Origin of the sequence: Burkholderia sp. M6-3 (assembly GCF_050858985.1) — a bacterium.
GTDB classification, from domain to species: Bacteria; Pseudomonadota; Gammaproteobacteria; order Burkholderiales; family Burkholderiaceae; genus Paraburkholderia; species Paraburkholderia caledonica.
In genome coordinates this window covers 2087891-2102648 of record NZ_CP110090.1, presented here as the reverse complement: position 1 = coordinate 2102648, position 14758 = coordinate 2087891, and the positions used below count along the sequence as shown (strand labels likewise).

13 protein-coding genes are annotated in these 14758 nt (G+C 61.4%); 5 read left to right on the top strand and 8 right to left on the bottom strand.

The window, feature by feature from the left end; genetic code table 11:
• The first annotated feature begins 109 nt into the window (after positions 1–109).
• Positions 110–1381, top strand: coding sequence for a YeaH/YhbH family protein (locus OH764_RS09080; protein WP_020070250.1), 1272 nt, complete (start codon positions 110–112; stop codon positions 1379–1381).
• Positions 1378–3093: a SpoVR family protein gene (locus tag OH764_RS09075; protein ID WP_027777162.1), complete on the top strand. Its 1716-nt coding sequence runs from the start codon at positions 1378–1380 to the stop codon at positions 3091–3093. Before OH764_RS09080 ends, OH764_RS09075 begins: the two co-directional genes overlap by 4 nt.
• A gap of 124 nt (positions 3094–3217) precedes the next feature.
• Here OH764_RS09075 and OH764_RS09070 read toward each other — a convergent pair whose 3' ends face one another.
• Positions 3218–4255 (bottom strand): nucleotidyltransferase family protein, encoded by a 1038-nt coding sequence (locus tag OH764_RS09070; RefSeq protein ID WP_498846539.1) that lies wholly within the window; start codon positions 4253–4255, stop codon positions 3218–3220.
• 271 nt (positions 4256–4526) lie between these two features.
• Here OH764_RS09070 and OH764_RS09065 point away from each other — a divergent pair, with 271 nt between their 5' ends.
• On the top strand, positions 4527–5831 hold the full coding sequence (locus OH764_RS09065; RefSeq protein ID WP_498846538.1) for an MFS transporter: 1305 nt from the start codon (positions 4527–4529) through the stop codon (positions 5829–5831).
• 47 nt (positions 5832–5878) lie between these two features.
• On the opposite strand, the gene OH764_RS09060 is transcribed toward OH764_RS09065, so the two are convergent.
• From OH764_RS09060 to mdtD, 5 genes are all read right to left on the bottom strand, one after another.
• Entirely contained in the window at positions 5879–6100 is a 222-nt protein-coding gene (locus OH764_RS09060; RefSeq protein WP_020070254.1) for a hypothetical protein, read from the bottom strand.
• Positions 6101–6244: 144 nt separating this feature from the next.
• Positions 6245–7372, bottom strand: a complete 1128-nt coding sequence (locus OH764_RS09055; RefSeq protein WP_498846537.1) for a glycosyltransferase family 2 protein — start codon at positions 7370–7372, stop codon at positions 6245–6247.
• A gap of 213 nt (positions 7373–7585) precedes the next feature.
• On the bottom strand, positions 7586–7765 hold the full coding sequence (locus OH764_RS09050; RefSeq protein WP_498846536.1) for a hypothetical protein: 180 nt from the start codon (positions 7763–7765) through the stop codon (positions 7586–7588).
• 54 nt (positions 7766–7819) lie between these two features.
• Complete coding sequence (locus OH764_RS09045; protein ID WP_498846535.1) at positions 7820–8740, bottom strand: LysR family transcriptional regulator; 921 nt, start codon at positions 8738–8740, stop codon at positions 7820–7822.
• Between the two features lie 193 nt (positions 8741–8933).
• The gene (gene mdtD, locus OH764_RS09040) at positions 8934–10325 is read right to left on the bottom strand and encodes a multidrug transporter subunit MdtD (protein WP_498846534.1); all 1392 of its coding nucleotides are present in this window, start codon (positions 10323–10325) and stop codon (positions 8934–8936) included.
• Between the two features lie 279 nt (positions 10326–10604).
• Here mdtD and OH764_RS09035 point away from each other — a divergent pair, with 279 nt between their 5' ends.
• On the top strand, positions 10605–12155 hold the full coding sequence (locus OH764_RS09035) for a methyl-accepting chemotaxis protein (RefSeq protein WP_498846533.1): 1551 nt from the start codon (positions 10605–10607) through the stop codon (positions 12153–12155).
• A gap of 191 nt (positions 12156–12346) precedes the next feature.
• Here OH764_RS09035 and OH764_RS09030 read toward each other — a convergent pair whose 3' ends face one another.
• A complete protein-coding gene (locus OH764_RS09030) occupies positions 12347–12784 on the bottom strand; it encodes a carboxymuconolactone decarboxylase family protein (RefSeq protein WP_498846532.1) in 438 nt (145 codons plus the stop codon).
• A 360-nt stretch (positions 12785–13144) separates the two neighbouring features.
• On the opposite strand from OH764_RS09030, the gene OH764_RS09025 reads away from it, so the two are divergent.
• Positions 13145–14161 (top strand): NAD(P)/FAD-dependent oxidoreductase, encoded by a 1017-nt coding sequence (locus OH764_RS09025; protein WP_498848794.1) that lies wholly within the window; start codon positions 13145–13147, stop codon positions 14159–14161.
• A 73-nt stretch (positions 14162–14234) separates the two neighbouring features.
• On the opposite strand, the gene OH764_RS09020 is transcribed toward OH764_RS09025, so the two are convergent.
• Positions 14235–14471, bottom strand: a complete 237-nt coding sequence (locus tag OH764_RS09020; protein ID WP_020070262.1) for a hypothetical protein — start codon at positions 14469–14471, stop codon at positions 14235–14237.
• Between the last annotated feature and the right edge of the window lie 287 nt (positions 14472–14758).

Genomic DNA, 14758 nt, shown 5'->3' with positions numbered 1-14758 from the left:
CGCCCGCGCGGTCCGACCGCGCGGGCACCCTGCGAGGCGCAAGCTGCATGGACATAGCACTGGACCATGCAGCGTACGTCTCGCGACGAGTCGACAAGGGAGACGAGGCGTGCTTCATCAAATCATCGACCGCAGGTTAGCAGGCAAGAACAAAAGCATTGCAAATCGCGAGCGTTTTTTGCGTCGCGTTAAGAACTATATTCGTCGCGCCGTTTCGGAAGCGGTGCGCGACCGCAGCATCAAAGACATACAGAACACGCAGAGCATCACGATTCCACGCAAGGACATCGCAGAGCCGTCGTTCCGGCACGGGCCGGGCGGCCGGCGCGAAATGGTGCATCCAGGCAACTCCGACTACATCCGCGGCGACAAGATCCAGCGTCCGCAAGGCGGTGGAGGCGGAGGCGGGGGCGGCCAGGCCAGTAACGAAGGCGAAGGGCAGGACGACTTCGTGTTCGAACTGAGCCGCGAAGAGTTCATGCAGTATTTCTTCGACGACCTCGAATTGCCGCGGCTCGTTAAAACTCACCTGATGGCCGTGCCGACGTGGAAGAGCATTCGCGCCGGCTGGGCTGCCGAAGGCACGCCGAACAATATCGACGTGGTCCGTTCGTTGCGCAGCGCTCTGGGCCGTCGCATCGCACTCGGCGCACCGCTCGTCAATCAGTTGCACGAGATGGAGCGGCAACTCGAGGTCATGAAAGCCGACCCCGACGACCGTCGCGAAGACATCAAACTGCTCGAAGAGGAAATCCACCATTTACGCGGGCGCATCTGGCGCATTCCGTTTATCGATCCGTTCGACCTGCGTTACGTGAACCGCGTGAAGCAGCCCACGCCGTCCAGTCAGGCCGTGATGTTCTGTCTGATGGATGTGTCGGGTTCGATGGACGAGCAGCGCAAGGATCTCGCGAAGCGCTTTTTCATCCTCCTGTACCTGTTTCTCAAGCGCAACTACGAAAAGATCGAGGTGGTGTTCATCCGCCACCACACGCGCGCGGAAGAGGTCGACGAAGACACTTTCTTCCATTCAACGGAAAGCGGCGGCACGGTCGTGTCGAGCGCGCTCGAACTGATGCAGAAGGTCATGGACGAGCGCTATTCGCCGACTGAATGGAATATTTACGGCGCGCAGGCGTCGGACGGCGACAACTGGACCGACGACTCGCCGAAGTGCCGCAAGATACTCTCGGATGACATCCTGGAGAAGGTGCGCTATTTTGCGTATATTCAGGTGACGCCCGAAGAGCAGAATCTGTGGCTCGAGTATGCGCAACTGGCGTTGAGCCAGCCGCATATGGCGATGAAGAAAGTCGAAACCGCGGCCGACATCTATCCGGTGTTTCGCGAGTTGTTCGAAAAGCAGGTGGCGTCGTCATGACGGACAAGCACTTGCACAACGAAGCGCGCGGCTATCAGCCGGAGCGTGGGAAAGGCGTGCCGCAGCGTCAGTCGGGGCATGCCGAGGCAGCGGCGGACGAGGTCCGACCCGTCGCAGCCGGAGCAGTCGACAACGCTGAAGCACGGGGACACACCGGAACGCCCACTGAGGGGCAAAGGGAAGTCCGTATGAACGTAGCCGATAGACGGCCTCTGCCGTGCCCGTCCGACTGGACCTTCGAGTTGATCGAAGAGTACGACTCGCACATTGCCCGTGTTGCGGAGCAATATGAGCTCGACGTGTATCCGATCCAGCTGGAACTCATCAGCGCTGAACAGATGATGGACGCTTATGCGTCCGTCGGCATGCCGGTGAATTACCGGCACTGGTCGTTCGGCAAGCACTTTCTCTCCACCGAAAAAAGCTACCGTCGCGGGCAGATGGGGCTGGCGTATGAGATCGTCATCAATTCGAATCCCTGCATCGCGTATCTGATGGAAGAGAACACGATGACGATGCAGGCGCTCGTCATCGCGCATGCGGCGTATGGGCATAACTCGTTCTTCAAGGGCAACTATCTGTTCCGGCTGTGGACGGATGCGCATGCCATCATCGACTACCTCGTCTACGCGAAGAACTACATTGCCGAATGCGAGGAGCGCTTCGGGCTGGACCGTGTCGAAGAACTGCTCGATTCGTGTCATGCGCTAATGAACTACGGCGTCGACCGCTATAAGCGTCCGCAGAAGCTGTCGCTCGAAAAGGAGTTCGCCGCGCGCCGCGAGCGCGAGGCGTACCTGCAGTCGCAGGTCAACGAACTGTGGCGCACGCTGCCCACGCGCCATACGCCGTTGCCCGAGGAAATCGAGGAGCGTTATCCGCCGGAGCCGCAGGAAAATCTGCTGTATTTCGCGGAGAAAAACGCGCCGCTGCTCGAGCCCTGGGAGCGCGAGGTGATCCGCATCGTGCGAAAGGTCGGACAGTATTTTTACCCGCAGCGGCAGACGCAGGTCATGAACGAAGGCTGGGCCACGTTCTGGCACTACACGCTGCTCAATACGATGTACAACCAGGGCAAGCTCGAAGACGGCTTCATGATGGAGTTTCTCCATTCGCACAGCAATGTGGTCTATCAGCCGCCCGTCACGAAGCCTTACTACAGCGGTATCAATCCGTACGCGCTAGGTTTTTCGATGATGAGCGATATTCGCCGCATCTGCGAAAACCCTACCGACGAAGACCGCAAGTGGTTCCCGGAGCTGGCCGGCAGTCCGTGGCTTCCCGCCATGCACTACGCGATGCGCAATTTCAAGGACGAGAGTTTTGTCGCGCAGTATCTGTCGCCACATCTGATCCGCGAAATGCGTCTGTTCTCGGTGCTCGACGACGACATGCGCGACGCGCTCGAAGTCTCCGCGATTCACGACGACAGCGGCTATCAATATGTGCGCCAGGCGTTGTCGCGGCAGTACGACATGCATCATCGCGAGCCGAATATCCAGGTGTGGTCGGTGAATACGCGTGGAGACCGCAGTCTGACGCTGCGGCACTTCATGAGTGACAACCGGCATCTTTCGTCCGACAGCGACGAAGTGCTCAAGCACATGGCGCGTTTGTGGCAGTTCGACGTGTATCTCGAAAGTGTCGATGAAAACGGCACGGTCAGGAAGCGTTACGAGTGCCGCTACGTGCCGCCGGCCGTAAGGGCGTAACGGTCTCTTAGGCGCGCCCGCCGCTGTTGTGGCCGGCGCGCCTGTCTCTGTATGGAGTCCGAAGCCGAGCTTGGCTTTACCGACGGGTTAGCCGGGACAGGTGGCGCGCGAGCCTGGTTACGGGTTACGCGTGGGTGCCCAGATCAGCCAAGAAATCCCGCGCCCGCTCCGACAAGCCCGGGGCGAGGTTCAACGCCTGAGTGGCCGCCGTGGCGACCCGGGCGCGCGCGTTCTCCTCCAGTTCGTCGGCGGCTGTCGTCAACCAGTCGGGAAACTTCTCCGCGAGCGCGTCGATCAACACGGCGGCCTGGCGCCGGTCCTTGTCTGCCTTGAGCGCACGCGAGGGGTCGCGAAGCGTGCTGACGATGAGCTTGTGAAGCGCGAATCTGGCGGGGTCGGGCAGCATCACCGGCACCACGTGTTCCTTGCCGAGGATAAAGCCGCGCGTAGGGTTCGATACCAGATACCTGAAGTAGGGAAGCCCGGTCGCGTGGGCGCGCAACTGCGGCAAGGCCTTCGTCTCGTACGCCTCGGTACCCGGCACGAGTAAGTCCACCTTGAGGGGTTGTCCGCGCGCCTTGAACGACGTGGACGGCTTTCGCGAGTCCAGTTCCGGCACCTCGAGAAACGGAATACCGCTATCACGAAGAATGTCGAGAAAGCTGCGCTCTTCGGGAATGGCCACGGAAATGCTGCCGGTGCTGCCAATGTCGATGTCTTCTGTCCTGTAATTCGCAGGCAGCCGGACGCCGAGACTGTTCAGAAGCGCGCCAAATGCGTGGGAGCCGACCAGCACTCCGCCGTGGCTGAAAATGCCGGCGTTAAAGAGTGTGGCCAGGGTGAGCGCCGAAGAGTTGTCCGCGGCGGCAAAGTTCGCCTTGCGCAGTATCTGGACCTCGGCGGCGAGCACGCGCATCTCCGCGCTCTCGAGTAGTTTTGCCTCTAGCGCAGCTTCGGTAGCAGGCTCGCCTGCGCGGCCAAGCGAGGTTTCCTTATGTTTTCCTGAGGCCAGATAGACGCGCCAGTAGGTGTACGTTTTCCCGTCGACGGTCTTCTGGGCCGCCGATCCCGGAGAGTGCAGGGGAATATGGCCTTGTGCGCTGGCGCGCTCAGTGACCGACGAATACAGCGTTTGCAGTGCGTCGTTGTGAAAGCTGGCCATGGCTGGCGTCTCCTTATACCCTATGGTCACACATTAAGGTGTAAACGGACGGAGGTCAAATTTATACCTCACAATCTAACCGCGAGGGATAAATCGCGAAACAACCTCAAGACGGGCCGGGACCGGTCTGCAGACAGTGCTTGCCGTAGCGCTTGCCAACAAACCCCCAACTTCCACTTGCGATTCTGTAAAATTCGCGCACGCCAAAAACCGCGTGCTGAAGGCGGCGCCATGACCGCCGCCTCCGTTCAAGAGACAAGGAAGACACAACATGACCGACCTCACAGACCACAGCGTGGCCTCCGCCCACGACACACGGCGCCGCATCTTCGCAATTGTCGGCGCGTCATCGGGCAATCTCGTCGAATGGTTCGACTTCTACGTCTATTCGTTCTGCGCGCTTTATTTCGCACCCGCATTTTTTCCGAGCGGCAACACTACGACACAATTGCTCAACACGGCCGGCGTGTTCGCGGCGGGCTTTCTGATGCGTCCGATCGGCGGCTGGTTTTTCGGCCGTCTCGCCGATAAACATGGCCGCCGCATGGCGATGATGGTGTCGGTGTTCATGATGTGCGGCGGCTCGCTCGTCATCGCCGTGTTGCCCACATACGCGCAGATCGGCGCGCTCGCGCCTGCGCTGCTGCTGGTCGCGCGTCTGTTCCAGGGACTGTCGGTGGGCGGCGAATACGGCACGAGTGCGACCTATATGAGTGAAGTCGCGCTCAAGGGACGGCGTGGCTTCTTCGCGTCGTTCCAGTACGTGACGCTGATCGGCGGCCAGTTGTGCGCGCTGCTCGTGCTGGTCGTGCTGCAACAAACGCTTTCCACCGCGGAGCTCAAGGCTTGGGGCTGGCGAGTGCCGTTCGTGATCGGCGCGCTGGCCGCGTTGATCGCGTTGTATCTGCGTAAATCGCTCGATGAAACCACCACCGCCGCGACGCGTCAGCGCAAGGAAGCGGGCACGCTGCGCGGCTTGTGGAAGCACCGCGTCGCGTTTATGACGGTGCTCGGTTTCACCGCGGGCGGCTCGCTGATTTTCTATACGTTCACCACGTACATGCAGAAGTATCTGGTGAACACGGCGGGCATGAGCGCCAAGACGGCAAGCAATGTGATGACCGCGGCGCTCTTCGTCTACATGGTGCTCCAGCCGGCCTTCGGCGCATTGTCGGACCGCATTGGCCGCCGCAATTCGATGCTGTGCTTCGGCCTGTTCGCGACCATCGGCACGGTGCCGCTTCTGCACACGCTCAAAGACGTGACGAGCCCCTATGCGGCGTTCGCGCTCGTCGTGGTGGCGCTCGCGATCGTGAGCTTCTATACGTCGATCAGCGGCCTGATCAAGGCAGAGATGTTCCCGCCGGAAGTGCGCGCGCTCGGCGTCGGTCTCTCGTATGCGGTGGCCAATGCGATTTTCGGCGGCTCGGCCGAATACGTAGCGCTGTGGCTCAAGTCGGTCGGCAGCGAGTCGATGTTCTACTGGTATGTCACGTTGCTGTGCGCCATTGCCGGGCTCGTCGCGCTGCGCATGCGCGATCCGTCGAAAGAAGGCTATCTGCGTCACGAACCGTAAGTCTCCCGACCATCCGCGCGCTTTCCACAAGCGCGCCGCGCACTTGCTCAGGACACCACGATTTCGGTGCCGAGCACGTGCAGCAGATCGCGCAGCGCTTCGGCCTGCGCCATTTTCGCGTCGCTGCGCAAATGAATCCGCACGGCTCGCCCAGCAATTCCGTCAACGGGTTGGGCGAGCCACAACTCCACCGCGAGCCCTAAACCCTCCGGCTGATTGACAGCAACCGGCTCGATCACGCGCGGCTTGAAACAGGCACTGTCGGACATGGCGAATCACCTCGAAGCTGATAACGTGTCCAGCTCATCGTAATCAGCGTCGTGCGCGAGTCCAAGCAACAAATACGTGTTTGCTAAGCAGAGGATGCTTAGCAAAAAAAACGCTGACCGCGCATGTCGGCGAGACCCGGACGATCAGCCCGGCTCGGTCGTATCGGCGGCCAATTCGACGACGAAATCGCTCACTACCGCGCCGGTATCGCCGCTCAAGGCCGCCGACGCGACAGGAGCGACCGGACTTACAAGAGCGACCGAACCCACAGGCGCGACAGGCGCCGCAGCGGCGGCGATCGCCACGGCCCGACCGCGCGCGCTCATTGCGGCTCGCGAGAGCATCAGCAAATGGTAGTAGAGCCGCGCGCTCAAGCCATAGTGGTACGCAAACAGGTGAGCGAGTGCGATCTTGAAGCCGAGCCGCGCCTGGCGGTTCCTCGCATGTACCGACACCACGATAGGCGCGAGCCGCCGCAGCGCGAGCTTGCGTGAGGGTTCCAGTTGCGGCGGCAGCTTCAGCATCTTGACGAACGCGTAAGCACTGAGCGTGGCCGCCGACGACGTGCCGCGCGTGCTCTGCGAAATGGACGTCGCGGTTTTGCGATACACCGACACGTAATCGTGCAGATAAAACACCTCGCGCGCTGCGAGGCAAAGTTCGGTGCCGAATACGAAATCGCAGCACACGCCGTACTGTTCTTTATAGCCGATGCGTTTCACGAGTCGCGCGTCGGCCATCCAGCCGTTGTTCGGGAACATCTGAATGAGCCCGGTCCTGCCGGGCAGCGGTTGCAACCCTTCGGCGTCCTTTGTACGGCGGAATGCCGCATTGAGCCGCGTGCTCGCCTCGACGTCGATCGCGCCGGAATGATCGGCCTCATACTGCGCGCCGAACGCGGCATCAAGCCGTGGATGCAGGTGCCAGAGCGACACCAGTTTCTCGACGCCGTCGGTCGCAAGCAGGTCGTCGTCGTGAATCAGCATAATCCTGTCGCCGCGCGCACGCTGGAAGAGGCTCGCGACATTGCGCGCCTGGCCGAGCGGCGGCTCGTTCCTCGTATAGCGGATGCGCCGCTCGTTCCTGTAACGCGTCGCGATCAGTTGTTCGGTGCGCGCGTCGCGCGAGTCGTCGCCGATCACGATTTCCGCATTGCCGTAGGTCTGCGCAAGACACGAGTCGATGCACTCGACGACCAGTTCCGGCCGGTTGCAGGTCGGCAGGCAGATCGAGACTTTGGCGGACTGGAAAGAGGGCGAGGGAATGAACATGGGCGTCGCCTTTGTTATCTGTTGAAGGGGCGGCAGCCGGTCTGCCTGAGTCGCATACGTCGCTGCAAGCAGAAAAATAGTTCATCAAGCCGAAAAAATATTCGGTAAAAAAACGGAAAAAACGTCTGGCGTATGAAAGGCGGTGGAAGGGAAATATTTATGCAGCTTTGCCGCGTAAATGCAGCAAAGCCGCTTGTAGACCCACGTTTAATTTCAACCCACTGACGGTTCGCCTTCGCCCGGCTTCTGGCCGGGGCGATCGGCGGGCGACTGATCGCGTCCTTCGTCGCCGCGCTCCGGCAGCTTGCTTTTCTCGTTGTCGCTATGCACTGCCGGCTGCGGATGGGCGATGTCGTCCGGCTTGTCGCCGGGTTGCTGCTTGGTGTCGGCCATGGCTTTCTCCTTGTGAAGACTCACCATATGGAGCAAAGCCCGGGCCTGCGTTCGCTAATCGCTCTGTCCGGCGCCCGTCAGCGAAACGATGAAGTCGAGGAACGCCCGCACCTTGGCCGGCGGATGGTGCCGTGACGGGTACAGCGCATATAGCGGATAAACCTCGTCCCCCCACTCGGGAAAGAGTTCGACGAGCTTACCGGTCGTCAGAAGCGACTCCGCGCCGAGCGAGAGAATCTGCGCGACCCCCTGGCCTGCGGTGCATACGCTGTGCAGCGTGCCGACGTCGTTCACGGTCAGCCGGCCTTGAGGCGTGACGACCATTTTCCTGCGGCCGCGATGAAACTCCCACGTGAACGGATAACCAGTAAGCGGATCGCGAAACTTGATGCATGCATGCGCGCCGCTCTCGAGTTCCGCGGGGTTGGCCGGATGTCCGTGTTTCTTCAGATACGAAGGCGCGGCCACTGTGAGAATGCGCGTGTCCAGCACCTTGCGCGCGATCAGCGACGACACCGGCGGCTCGCCGAAGCGGATCGCGACGTCGAAACCGTCGCCGACCATATCGCCCAACTGGTCGCGCGTGATCAGTTCGAGTTGCAGATCGGGGTGTTTGTCGACGAAACCGCCCAGTCTGGGTCCAAGCACCAGCCGCGAAAAGAACGGGTCCATGTTCACGCGCAGGCGACCGCGCACCGCTGTCGCGCCTTGCGCGGCCGAGGCTGCCGCTTCTTCGAGACCGCTTAGCAGCGGCACGATCTGTTCGTAGAAGCGCCGGCCTTCGTCGGTGAGCGTAACCGAGCGCGTAGTGCGGTCGAACAGCCGGATACCCAGGCGCGCCTCGAGCCGCGCGACGGAACGGCTCACACCCGACTGCGACATGTCGAGCGCCACGCCTGCCGCCGCGAAACTTCCGCAATCGACGATCGCTGTCAGCACGCCCATGCCGTTCAGCATGCGCTCGTCAAATGGCATCTGTCAGTCCTTTCTTATTCGTGAACGGCGTCCATGCTAACGCGAAACGCCGTGCCGCAACCCGAGCGAGAACAGCGCGTAATCCGCTAATGCGTATCGCATCAACAGCCAGCATCCAGGCAACAACAAAGCAACCAGGCAACCAGGCAACCAAGAAACCAGGCAACACGGCGAGCGCGCAGTGACGCTCGCTTCAACGCCCGACACCTTGGCTGGCCGGCGCGCGCACGCGGGGCGCGGTGTCGAGATGACGGAACACCCATGCCGACATCAGCGTGATCGCGCCGACACACACGAAGCTCAGGCGGAAGCCGAGCGCGGCCGAGCCCCATTGCGCGGAAAAGAGTTTCACGAGGCCGCCGCCAATGGATACGCCGAGGCCGATCGCCAGCATCTGCACCATTGAAAACAGGCTGTTGCCGCTGCCGGCGTCTTCATGCGAGAGGTCCTTGAGCGTGACGCTGTTCATCGCGGCGAACTGCATCGAGTTGGCCGCACCGAACACCGCCAGGATCACTATCTCGACGAAAAGCGGCGTGCCGCGCGTGATCAATGCGAAGGCAACAATGGACGAACCCACGACCAGCGTATTGACCAGCAGAAACAGGTCGTAGCCAAAGCGACGCACGAGCGACGCGATCCAGCGTTTGACGACCGTGCCCGCGAGGGCCGCGGGCAGCATCATCAGACCGGAATGCAGCGGCGTATAGCCCAGTTCAAGTTGCAACAGCAGCGGCACGAGGAACGGCACGGCGCTCGAGCCGATGCGGCATACGAGATTGCCGATCAGACCCACGCTGAAGTTCGGTTCGCTGAAGAGCGCGAGCTTGAAGAGCGGGTTGCGCCGCCGTCTTGCGTGCGGGATATAAGCGAGCGCGCTCACTACCGCCAGAGCGAACAATGCCGCCGACCACGCAGCCTGGTGGGTCGGCGCGGGAGCGTCAACGGCCAGCGAAAAGGCGATCATGCATAGTGACAGCAACCCGCAGCCGATGAAATCGAACGGCGGCGCCTGCCTCTCACCGTGCGATGGAAGAAAGCGCTGCACCGCGTAGAGACCCGCGGCGCCGATCGGCACGTTGATCAGAAAGATCCAGTGCCATGTGATCGCCTCGACGAGCCAGCCGCCGAGCGTCGGCCCGGCGATCGGCCCCAGTTGTCCTGCGACCGAAATAAACGCGAGCGCGGAAACGTATTGTTCGCCGGAGACGCTGCGCAGCACGGCAAGGCGTCCTATCGGCAGCAGCATCGAGCCGCCCACGCCTTGCAGCACGCGCGCGATCACGAGTTGGCCGAGGGTATGCGCGCTCGCGCAGCAGACCGAGCCGATCACGAAAATCAGGATCGCGGCGAAATAGACCCGCCGCGTGCCGAAGCGGTCGGCGAGCCAGCCGGATGCGGGCGTGAGCATCGCCATTGTCAGCGTGTAGGCGACCACGATCGGCTGCATCGCAAGCGGCGCGACGTGCAGGCTGCGCGCGATCGACGGCAGCGCCGTATTGACGATCGTGGTGTCGAGCGACTGCATGAAGAAGCCGGCGGCGACGATCCACAGTAGCGCGGTATGCGACGAATCCCTGGTCATGTGATGGCGAATGGTCGGCGCACGGCGCCGTTGTCTGAGGTTTTGTCAGCAAACGCTTCAATGATATGGGTATCGCGAAGGCGCGGGAAGTCCAGAGATGGTGCTGACGGGGCCGCGGCGCATGAGCCGGCCAGTGTCGCGTCCAAGCCACCCGTGTCGATTTTGTTTTTTGACGCAAACCCAAATCGTTATAATTTTCCATATACGGTACATTGTTTCGTATAAGGAACAAGCACCGCTTGAGGAAAATAACGATCACCGGGGAAGAGACACACCGTCATGGCCAGAAAGCTCACCATCAATCTACGCATCGCAATCACGATTGCATTTCTCGGCGCGCTGCTCGTTGTCATTGGCGCGCTTGGCATTTTCGGCATGGCCGAAAGCAACCAGGCACAGCGCGAGGCGTACGACGTACATTTCGCGTCGGTGGTGGCGCTCGGCAAGTCGGGCACGGCCATGTCGCGGGCGCGCTTCGGGCTCGACTGGGCAATGAGCAATCCGCACTCACCGCAACTGAACGCGCAACTCGAACGCGCGCGCATGTTGCTCGGCGAATCGGATACGTGGTGGCGAAGTTTCCGCGATCTGCCGAAAACGCCCCAACTGCAACGCCTCACCGACGACCTCGACGCAAAGCGTACCGCCGTGCGGCGCGACGGCATCGACCAGTTGATCGACGCAATCCGCACCGGCGACGCGAGCTGGATGGACGAGACGCGCGCGAATCGGCTAATAGCTTTGTACACCGCGATGAACGCGAGCCAGGGCGCATTGGAGGCCTATCTGAACCAGCAGGCCGCCGACGCTAACAAGCGCTCCGCCGTGCTCTTTCATGGTTTGTTGGGTGCGAGCATCGGCAGCGTGCTGATCGGTCTCACAGTCGCATTTTTCAGTTGGCGCACGTTGCGCCGCGCGATCATGGACCCGCTGCACGCCGCGCTTCGCCAGTTCGATGCAATTGCCGCGGGCGAGCTGACGACGCGCGTCGCGATCCGTTCGAACGACGAAATGGCGACATTGCTGCGCGGACTCGCGTCGATGCAGGACAAGCTTCGCGCGACGGTGACGAGCGTGCGTGCCGGATCGCATTCGATCGCGTCGTCGACACAGCAGATCGCGGCGGGCAATCTCGATCTGTCGCAGCGCACGGAGGAGCAGGCCGCGTCGCTGGAACAAACCGCCGCGGCGATGGAAGAGCTGACCTCGACCGTGCAGCTCAATGCCGAGCATGCGCACCATGCGAGCGAGCTGGCCACCAGTGCTTCGGAAATGGCCGTCCAGGGACGCGATTCCGTGGGAGGCATGGTGGAGACGATGCACGCGATTCATGCCGGGGCCGCGAAGATGACCGGCATCATCGCCGCGATCGAAGGCATTGCGTTCCAGACGAACATTCTGGCATTGAACGCGGCGGTCGAAGCGGCGCGTGCCGGCGAAGAAGGACGCGGCTTCGCTGTCGTGGCCGGCGAAGTGCGCAGTCTCGCACAACGTTCAGCGGCGGCCGCAAAAGAGATCGGCTCGCTGATCGCCGAGTCGAATTCGCGCGTGGAAAGCGGTGCGGCGCTTGTCGATCGCGCGGGCAGCACCATGCGGGAAATAGAAGCCGCGATCCAGCGCGTGGCGCGCATCGTCGGAGAAATCGCGGCGGCTTCCAAAGAGCAGAGCGAGGGCATCAAACAGGTGAGTCTCGCCGTCACGCAGATGGACGAGGTGACCCAGCAGAACGCGGCGCTCGTTGAGGAAAGCGCGGCCACCGCGAACTCGCTCGCGGATCAGGCACGGCAGTTGAGCGAACTGACTGGGGCGTTCAAGGTCGCGCTCGCATGAATCGCGTTGATGCTTGATCGCTTGCTACGGCGCGAAGCGGGCGCATTGCGAGCCGCTGGATGCCGCTTGATGCCACTTGATGCCGTGGCTGCCTGCCCACGCTTCGCGTTGCGATTCACTGCTTTATTTACTGCTTCATTGAGCGAGATGGGAACGCGAATCGCGGTGCAATGCATTCGCGCAACCGGTGCTCATGCAGGCATCTTGCGGAACGAAATGGCAAAGCGGTTCCACGCGTTGATCGCCGAAATAAGCAGCGTCAGGTCGACCAGTTCCTCGTCGCTGAAATGCGGGCGCACGGCTTCCCAGACGGCGTCGGGCACATGGTCGTGCGAGACGAGTGTGAGGGCTTCCGTCCATTCCAGCGCGGCGCGCTCGCGATCGGTGAAGAACGGCGTTTCGCGCCAGGTGACGACTGTAGCGAGGCGCCGGTCCGTTTCGCCGGCTTTGCGGGCGTCGGCAGTGTGCATGTCGACGCAGAAAGCGCAGCCGTTGATCTGCGACGCGCGCAGGCGAACCAGTTCCGCGAGCGACTTTTCGATAGACGATTTTCCGATGCGTTCTTCAAGACCCAGCATGGCTTTGATAGCGGCGGGACCGGCTTTGTAGAAATCGAGACGTTGTTGCATGATTCACTCCTTGGCGTTTGGTGGAACGCATCAGGTGATGCGATGAGTGAATACTAGCCCCGGCATTGGCTTCGCAAAATGGCCATTTTTCGAGATTTTTAGGTGACCACTTTTGTGTTGTAAAAACCGGTTGGCGGCTCGCCGAGCGTCCTTGTTCACTGTAATGGCATCGTTGCCGCGCTTACGGCGATTCGGTATGGTGGGTCACTGGTCCCATCGAAGAGATACTGAATGACGTCCGCCGCCGAGCCTCCTTCACCGAAGGGCTCAGAATCAGCTTCGCAGCCCGCTTTGCAGTCAGCTTCACAGACTGCCTCCGGGCCGATCTCGAAGCCGTCCGCTGAATCGATCCGTTCCGATGTGCTAATCGTCGGAGCGGGCCCCGTTGGCCTCTTTGCCGCTTTCGAAGCCGGGGTGATCGGGCTGTCCTGCCAGATAGTCGATGCGCTCGGCAGGATTGGCGGCCAATGCACCGAGCTGTATCCGGACAAGCCGATCTACGATATTCCCGCGATTCCGTCTTGCACCGCGCGCGAACTGGTGGACCGGCTGCTCGCGCAATGCAAGCCGTTCGATGTTCCCATTCATCTCGAACAGCGGGTCGAATCGGTCGAGCAACGCAGCGACGGCCGTTGGACCGTGCGGACCGATCGCGGTCTCGTGTTCGACGTCGCCGCAATTCTGCTTGCGGCCGGCAACGGCGCCTTCGTGCCGCAGAAGCTGCCACTTGCCGAAGCCGCGCCGCTCGAATCGCGCTATGTGCATTACAGCGTGCAGCGTCTCGCCGATTTCGCCGACAAGACCGTTGTCGTGGCAGGCGGCGGTGATTCCGCGCTCGACTGGGCGCTTGCGTTGCGCAAGGTCGCTCGGCGCGTCACGCTCGTGCATCGGCGAAATGGCTTTAGTGCGGCCGATTCCAGCGTCGAGTTGATGCGGCGCGCAGTGGAAGCAGGGGAGATGGACTTTATCGTCGGTGCGATTTCGGGGCTGACCGTCGCAAGCGATGCGGAAGCCGATGCGCTTAAATCCATCACATTGCGACATATCGAGGGCGAAACCGAACTGGAAGCCGAACAGCTCGTCGTGCTGTACGGACTGGTCGCCGATCTCGGTCCGATCGGTCAGTGGGGCTTGAGCATTCACGGCGGCCGTGTGGACGTGGACACATCCAACTACGAAAGCTCGCGACCAGGCATTTTTGCGGTCGGCGACATCGCCAATTATCCGAACAAGCAGAAGCTCATCTTGTCGGGCTTTCACGAGGCTTCGCTCGCGCTGAGGAGGGCCTATTCATACGCGTACCCGGACAAGAAACGCGTGCATGTCCATTCCAGTTACGACGCGAAGCTCGCGGAGAAAGTCAGCGCGGCGGGATAGAGTCGCACACGCTTGCAAAAAGACCCGGTTGCGATCGCTGGATCGAGCCGGGTCTTTTTTACATCAGGACGCTTTATTTTCCCGCAGGCTGACTTGCGGCAGCCGCGGCGCTTGCGGCCTTGTCCTTCTTCTTCGCTTCATGATGGCCTATTGCACAGCCTGCTGCTGCGCCGGCCACGCCGTGACCGCCCGCAACATGGCCACCGACGCCGCCGACAACCGCGCCCTTGGTGCAGCCTTCGGCGTGCGCTGCAGTGTGCATGAAAGCGAGTGACGCCACGAGAGCCGTGGCAAGAGATGCACGTTTCAATGGAAGCTCCTTGTGTTGTTGATCCAATCGTAAGTGGTCCAAGCAATTGCGGGACCTGACGAGTGACAGCGGTCCGAAAGCTTCGGACAAAAGATCGATGAACATCACTACAGAGGCGCGATGCGTCGCACGGCATCGCGATGCAACGCGTCACCTCGGCAATTGCGGCGCTGTGAACGGCATGCGGTTTGCTGAGCGCAGACATGCGCGGAGAAGTTGCCGATACCGCCTGACTTTACTCCCGTGCCTTCAACTGTCTGATCGACCCGTTTGACGCAGCAGGCAAC

Coding starts and splice junctions, on each gene's coding strand:
- OH764_RS09050 (WP_498846536.1), bottom strand. CDS start 7,765: ATGGCCGACACCAAGCAGCAACCCGGCGACAAGCCGGACGACATCGCC.
- OH764_RS09070 (WP_498846539.1), bottom strand. CDS start 4,255: ATGGCCAGCTTTCACAACGACGCACTGCAAACGCTGTATTCGTCGGTC.
- OH764_RS09075 (WP_027777162.1), top strand. CDS start 1,378: ATGACGGACAAGCACTTGCACAACGAAGCGCGCGGCTATCAGCCGGAG.
- OH764_RS09035 (WP_498846533.1), top strand. CDS start 10,605: ATGGCCAGAAAGCTCACCATCAATCTACGCATCGCAATCACGATTGCA.
- OH764_RS09060 (WP_020070254.1), bottom strand. CDS start 6,100: ATGTCCGACAGTGCCTGTTTCAAGCCGCGCGTGATCGAGCCGGTTGCT.
- OH764_RS09045 (WP_498846535.1), bottom strand. CDS start 8,740: ATGCCATTTGACGAGCGCATGCTGAACGGCATGGGCGTGCTGACAGCG.
- OH764_RS09030 (WP_498846532.1), bottom strand. CDS start 12,784: ATGCAACAACGTCTCGATTTCTACAAAGCCGGTCCCGCCGCTATCAAA.
- mdtD (WP_498846534.1), bottom strand. CDS start 10,325: ATGACCAGGGATTCGTCGCATACCGCGCTACTGTGGATCGTCGCCGCC.
- OH764_RS09065 (WP_498846538.1), top strand. CDS start 4,527: ATGACCGACCTCACAGACCACAGCGTGGCCTCCGCCCACGACACACGG.
- OH764_RS09055 (WP_498846537.1), bottom strand. CDS start 7,372: ATGTTCATTCCCTCGCCCTCTTTCCAGTCCGCCAAAGTCTCGATCTGC.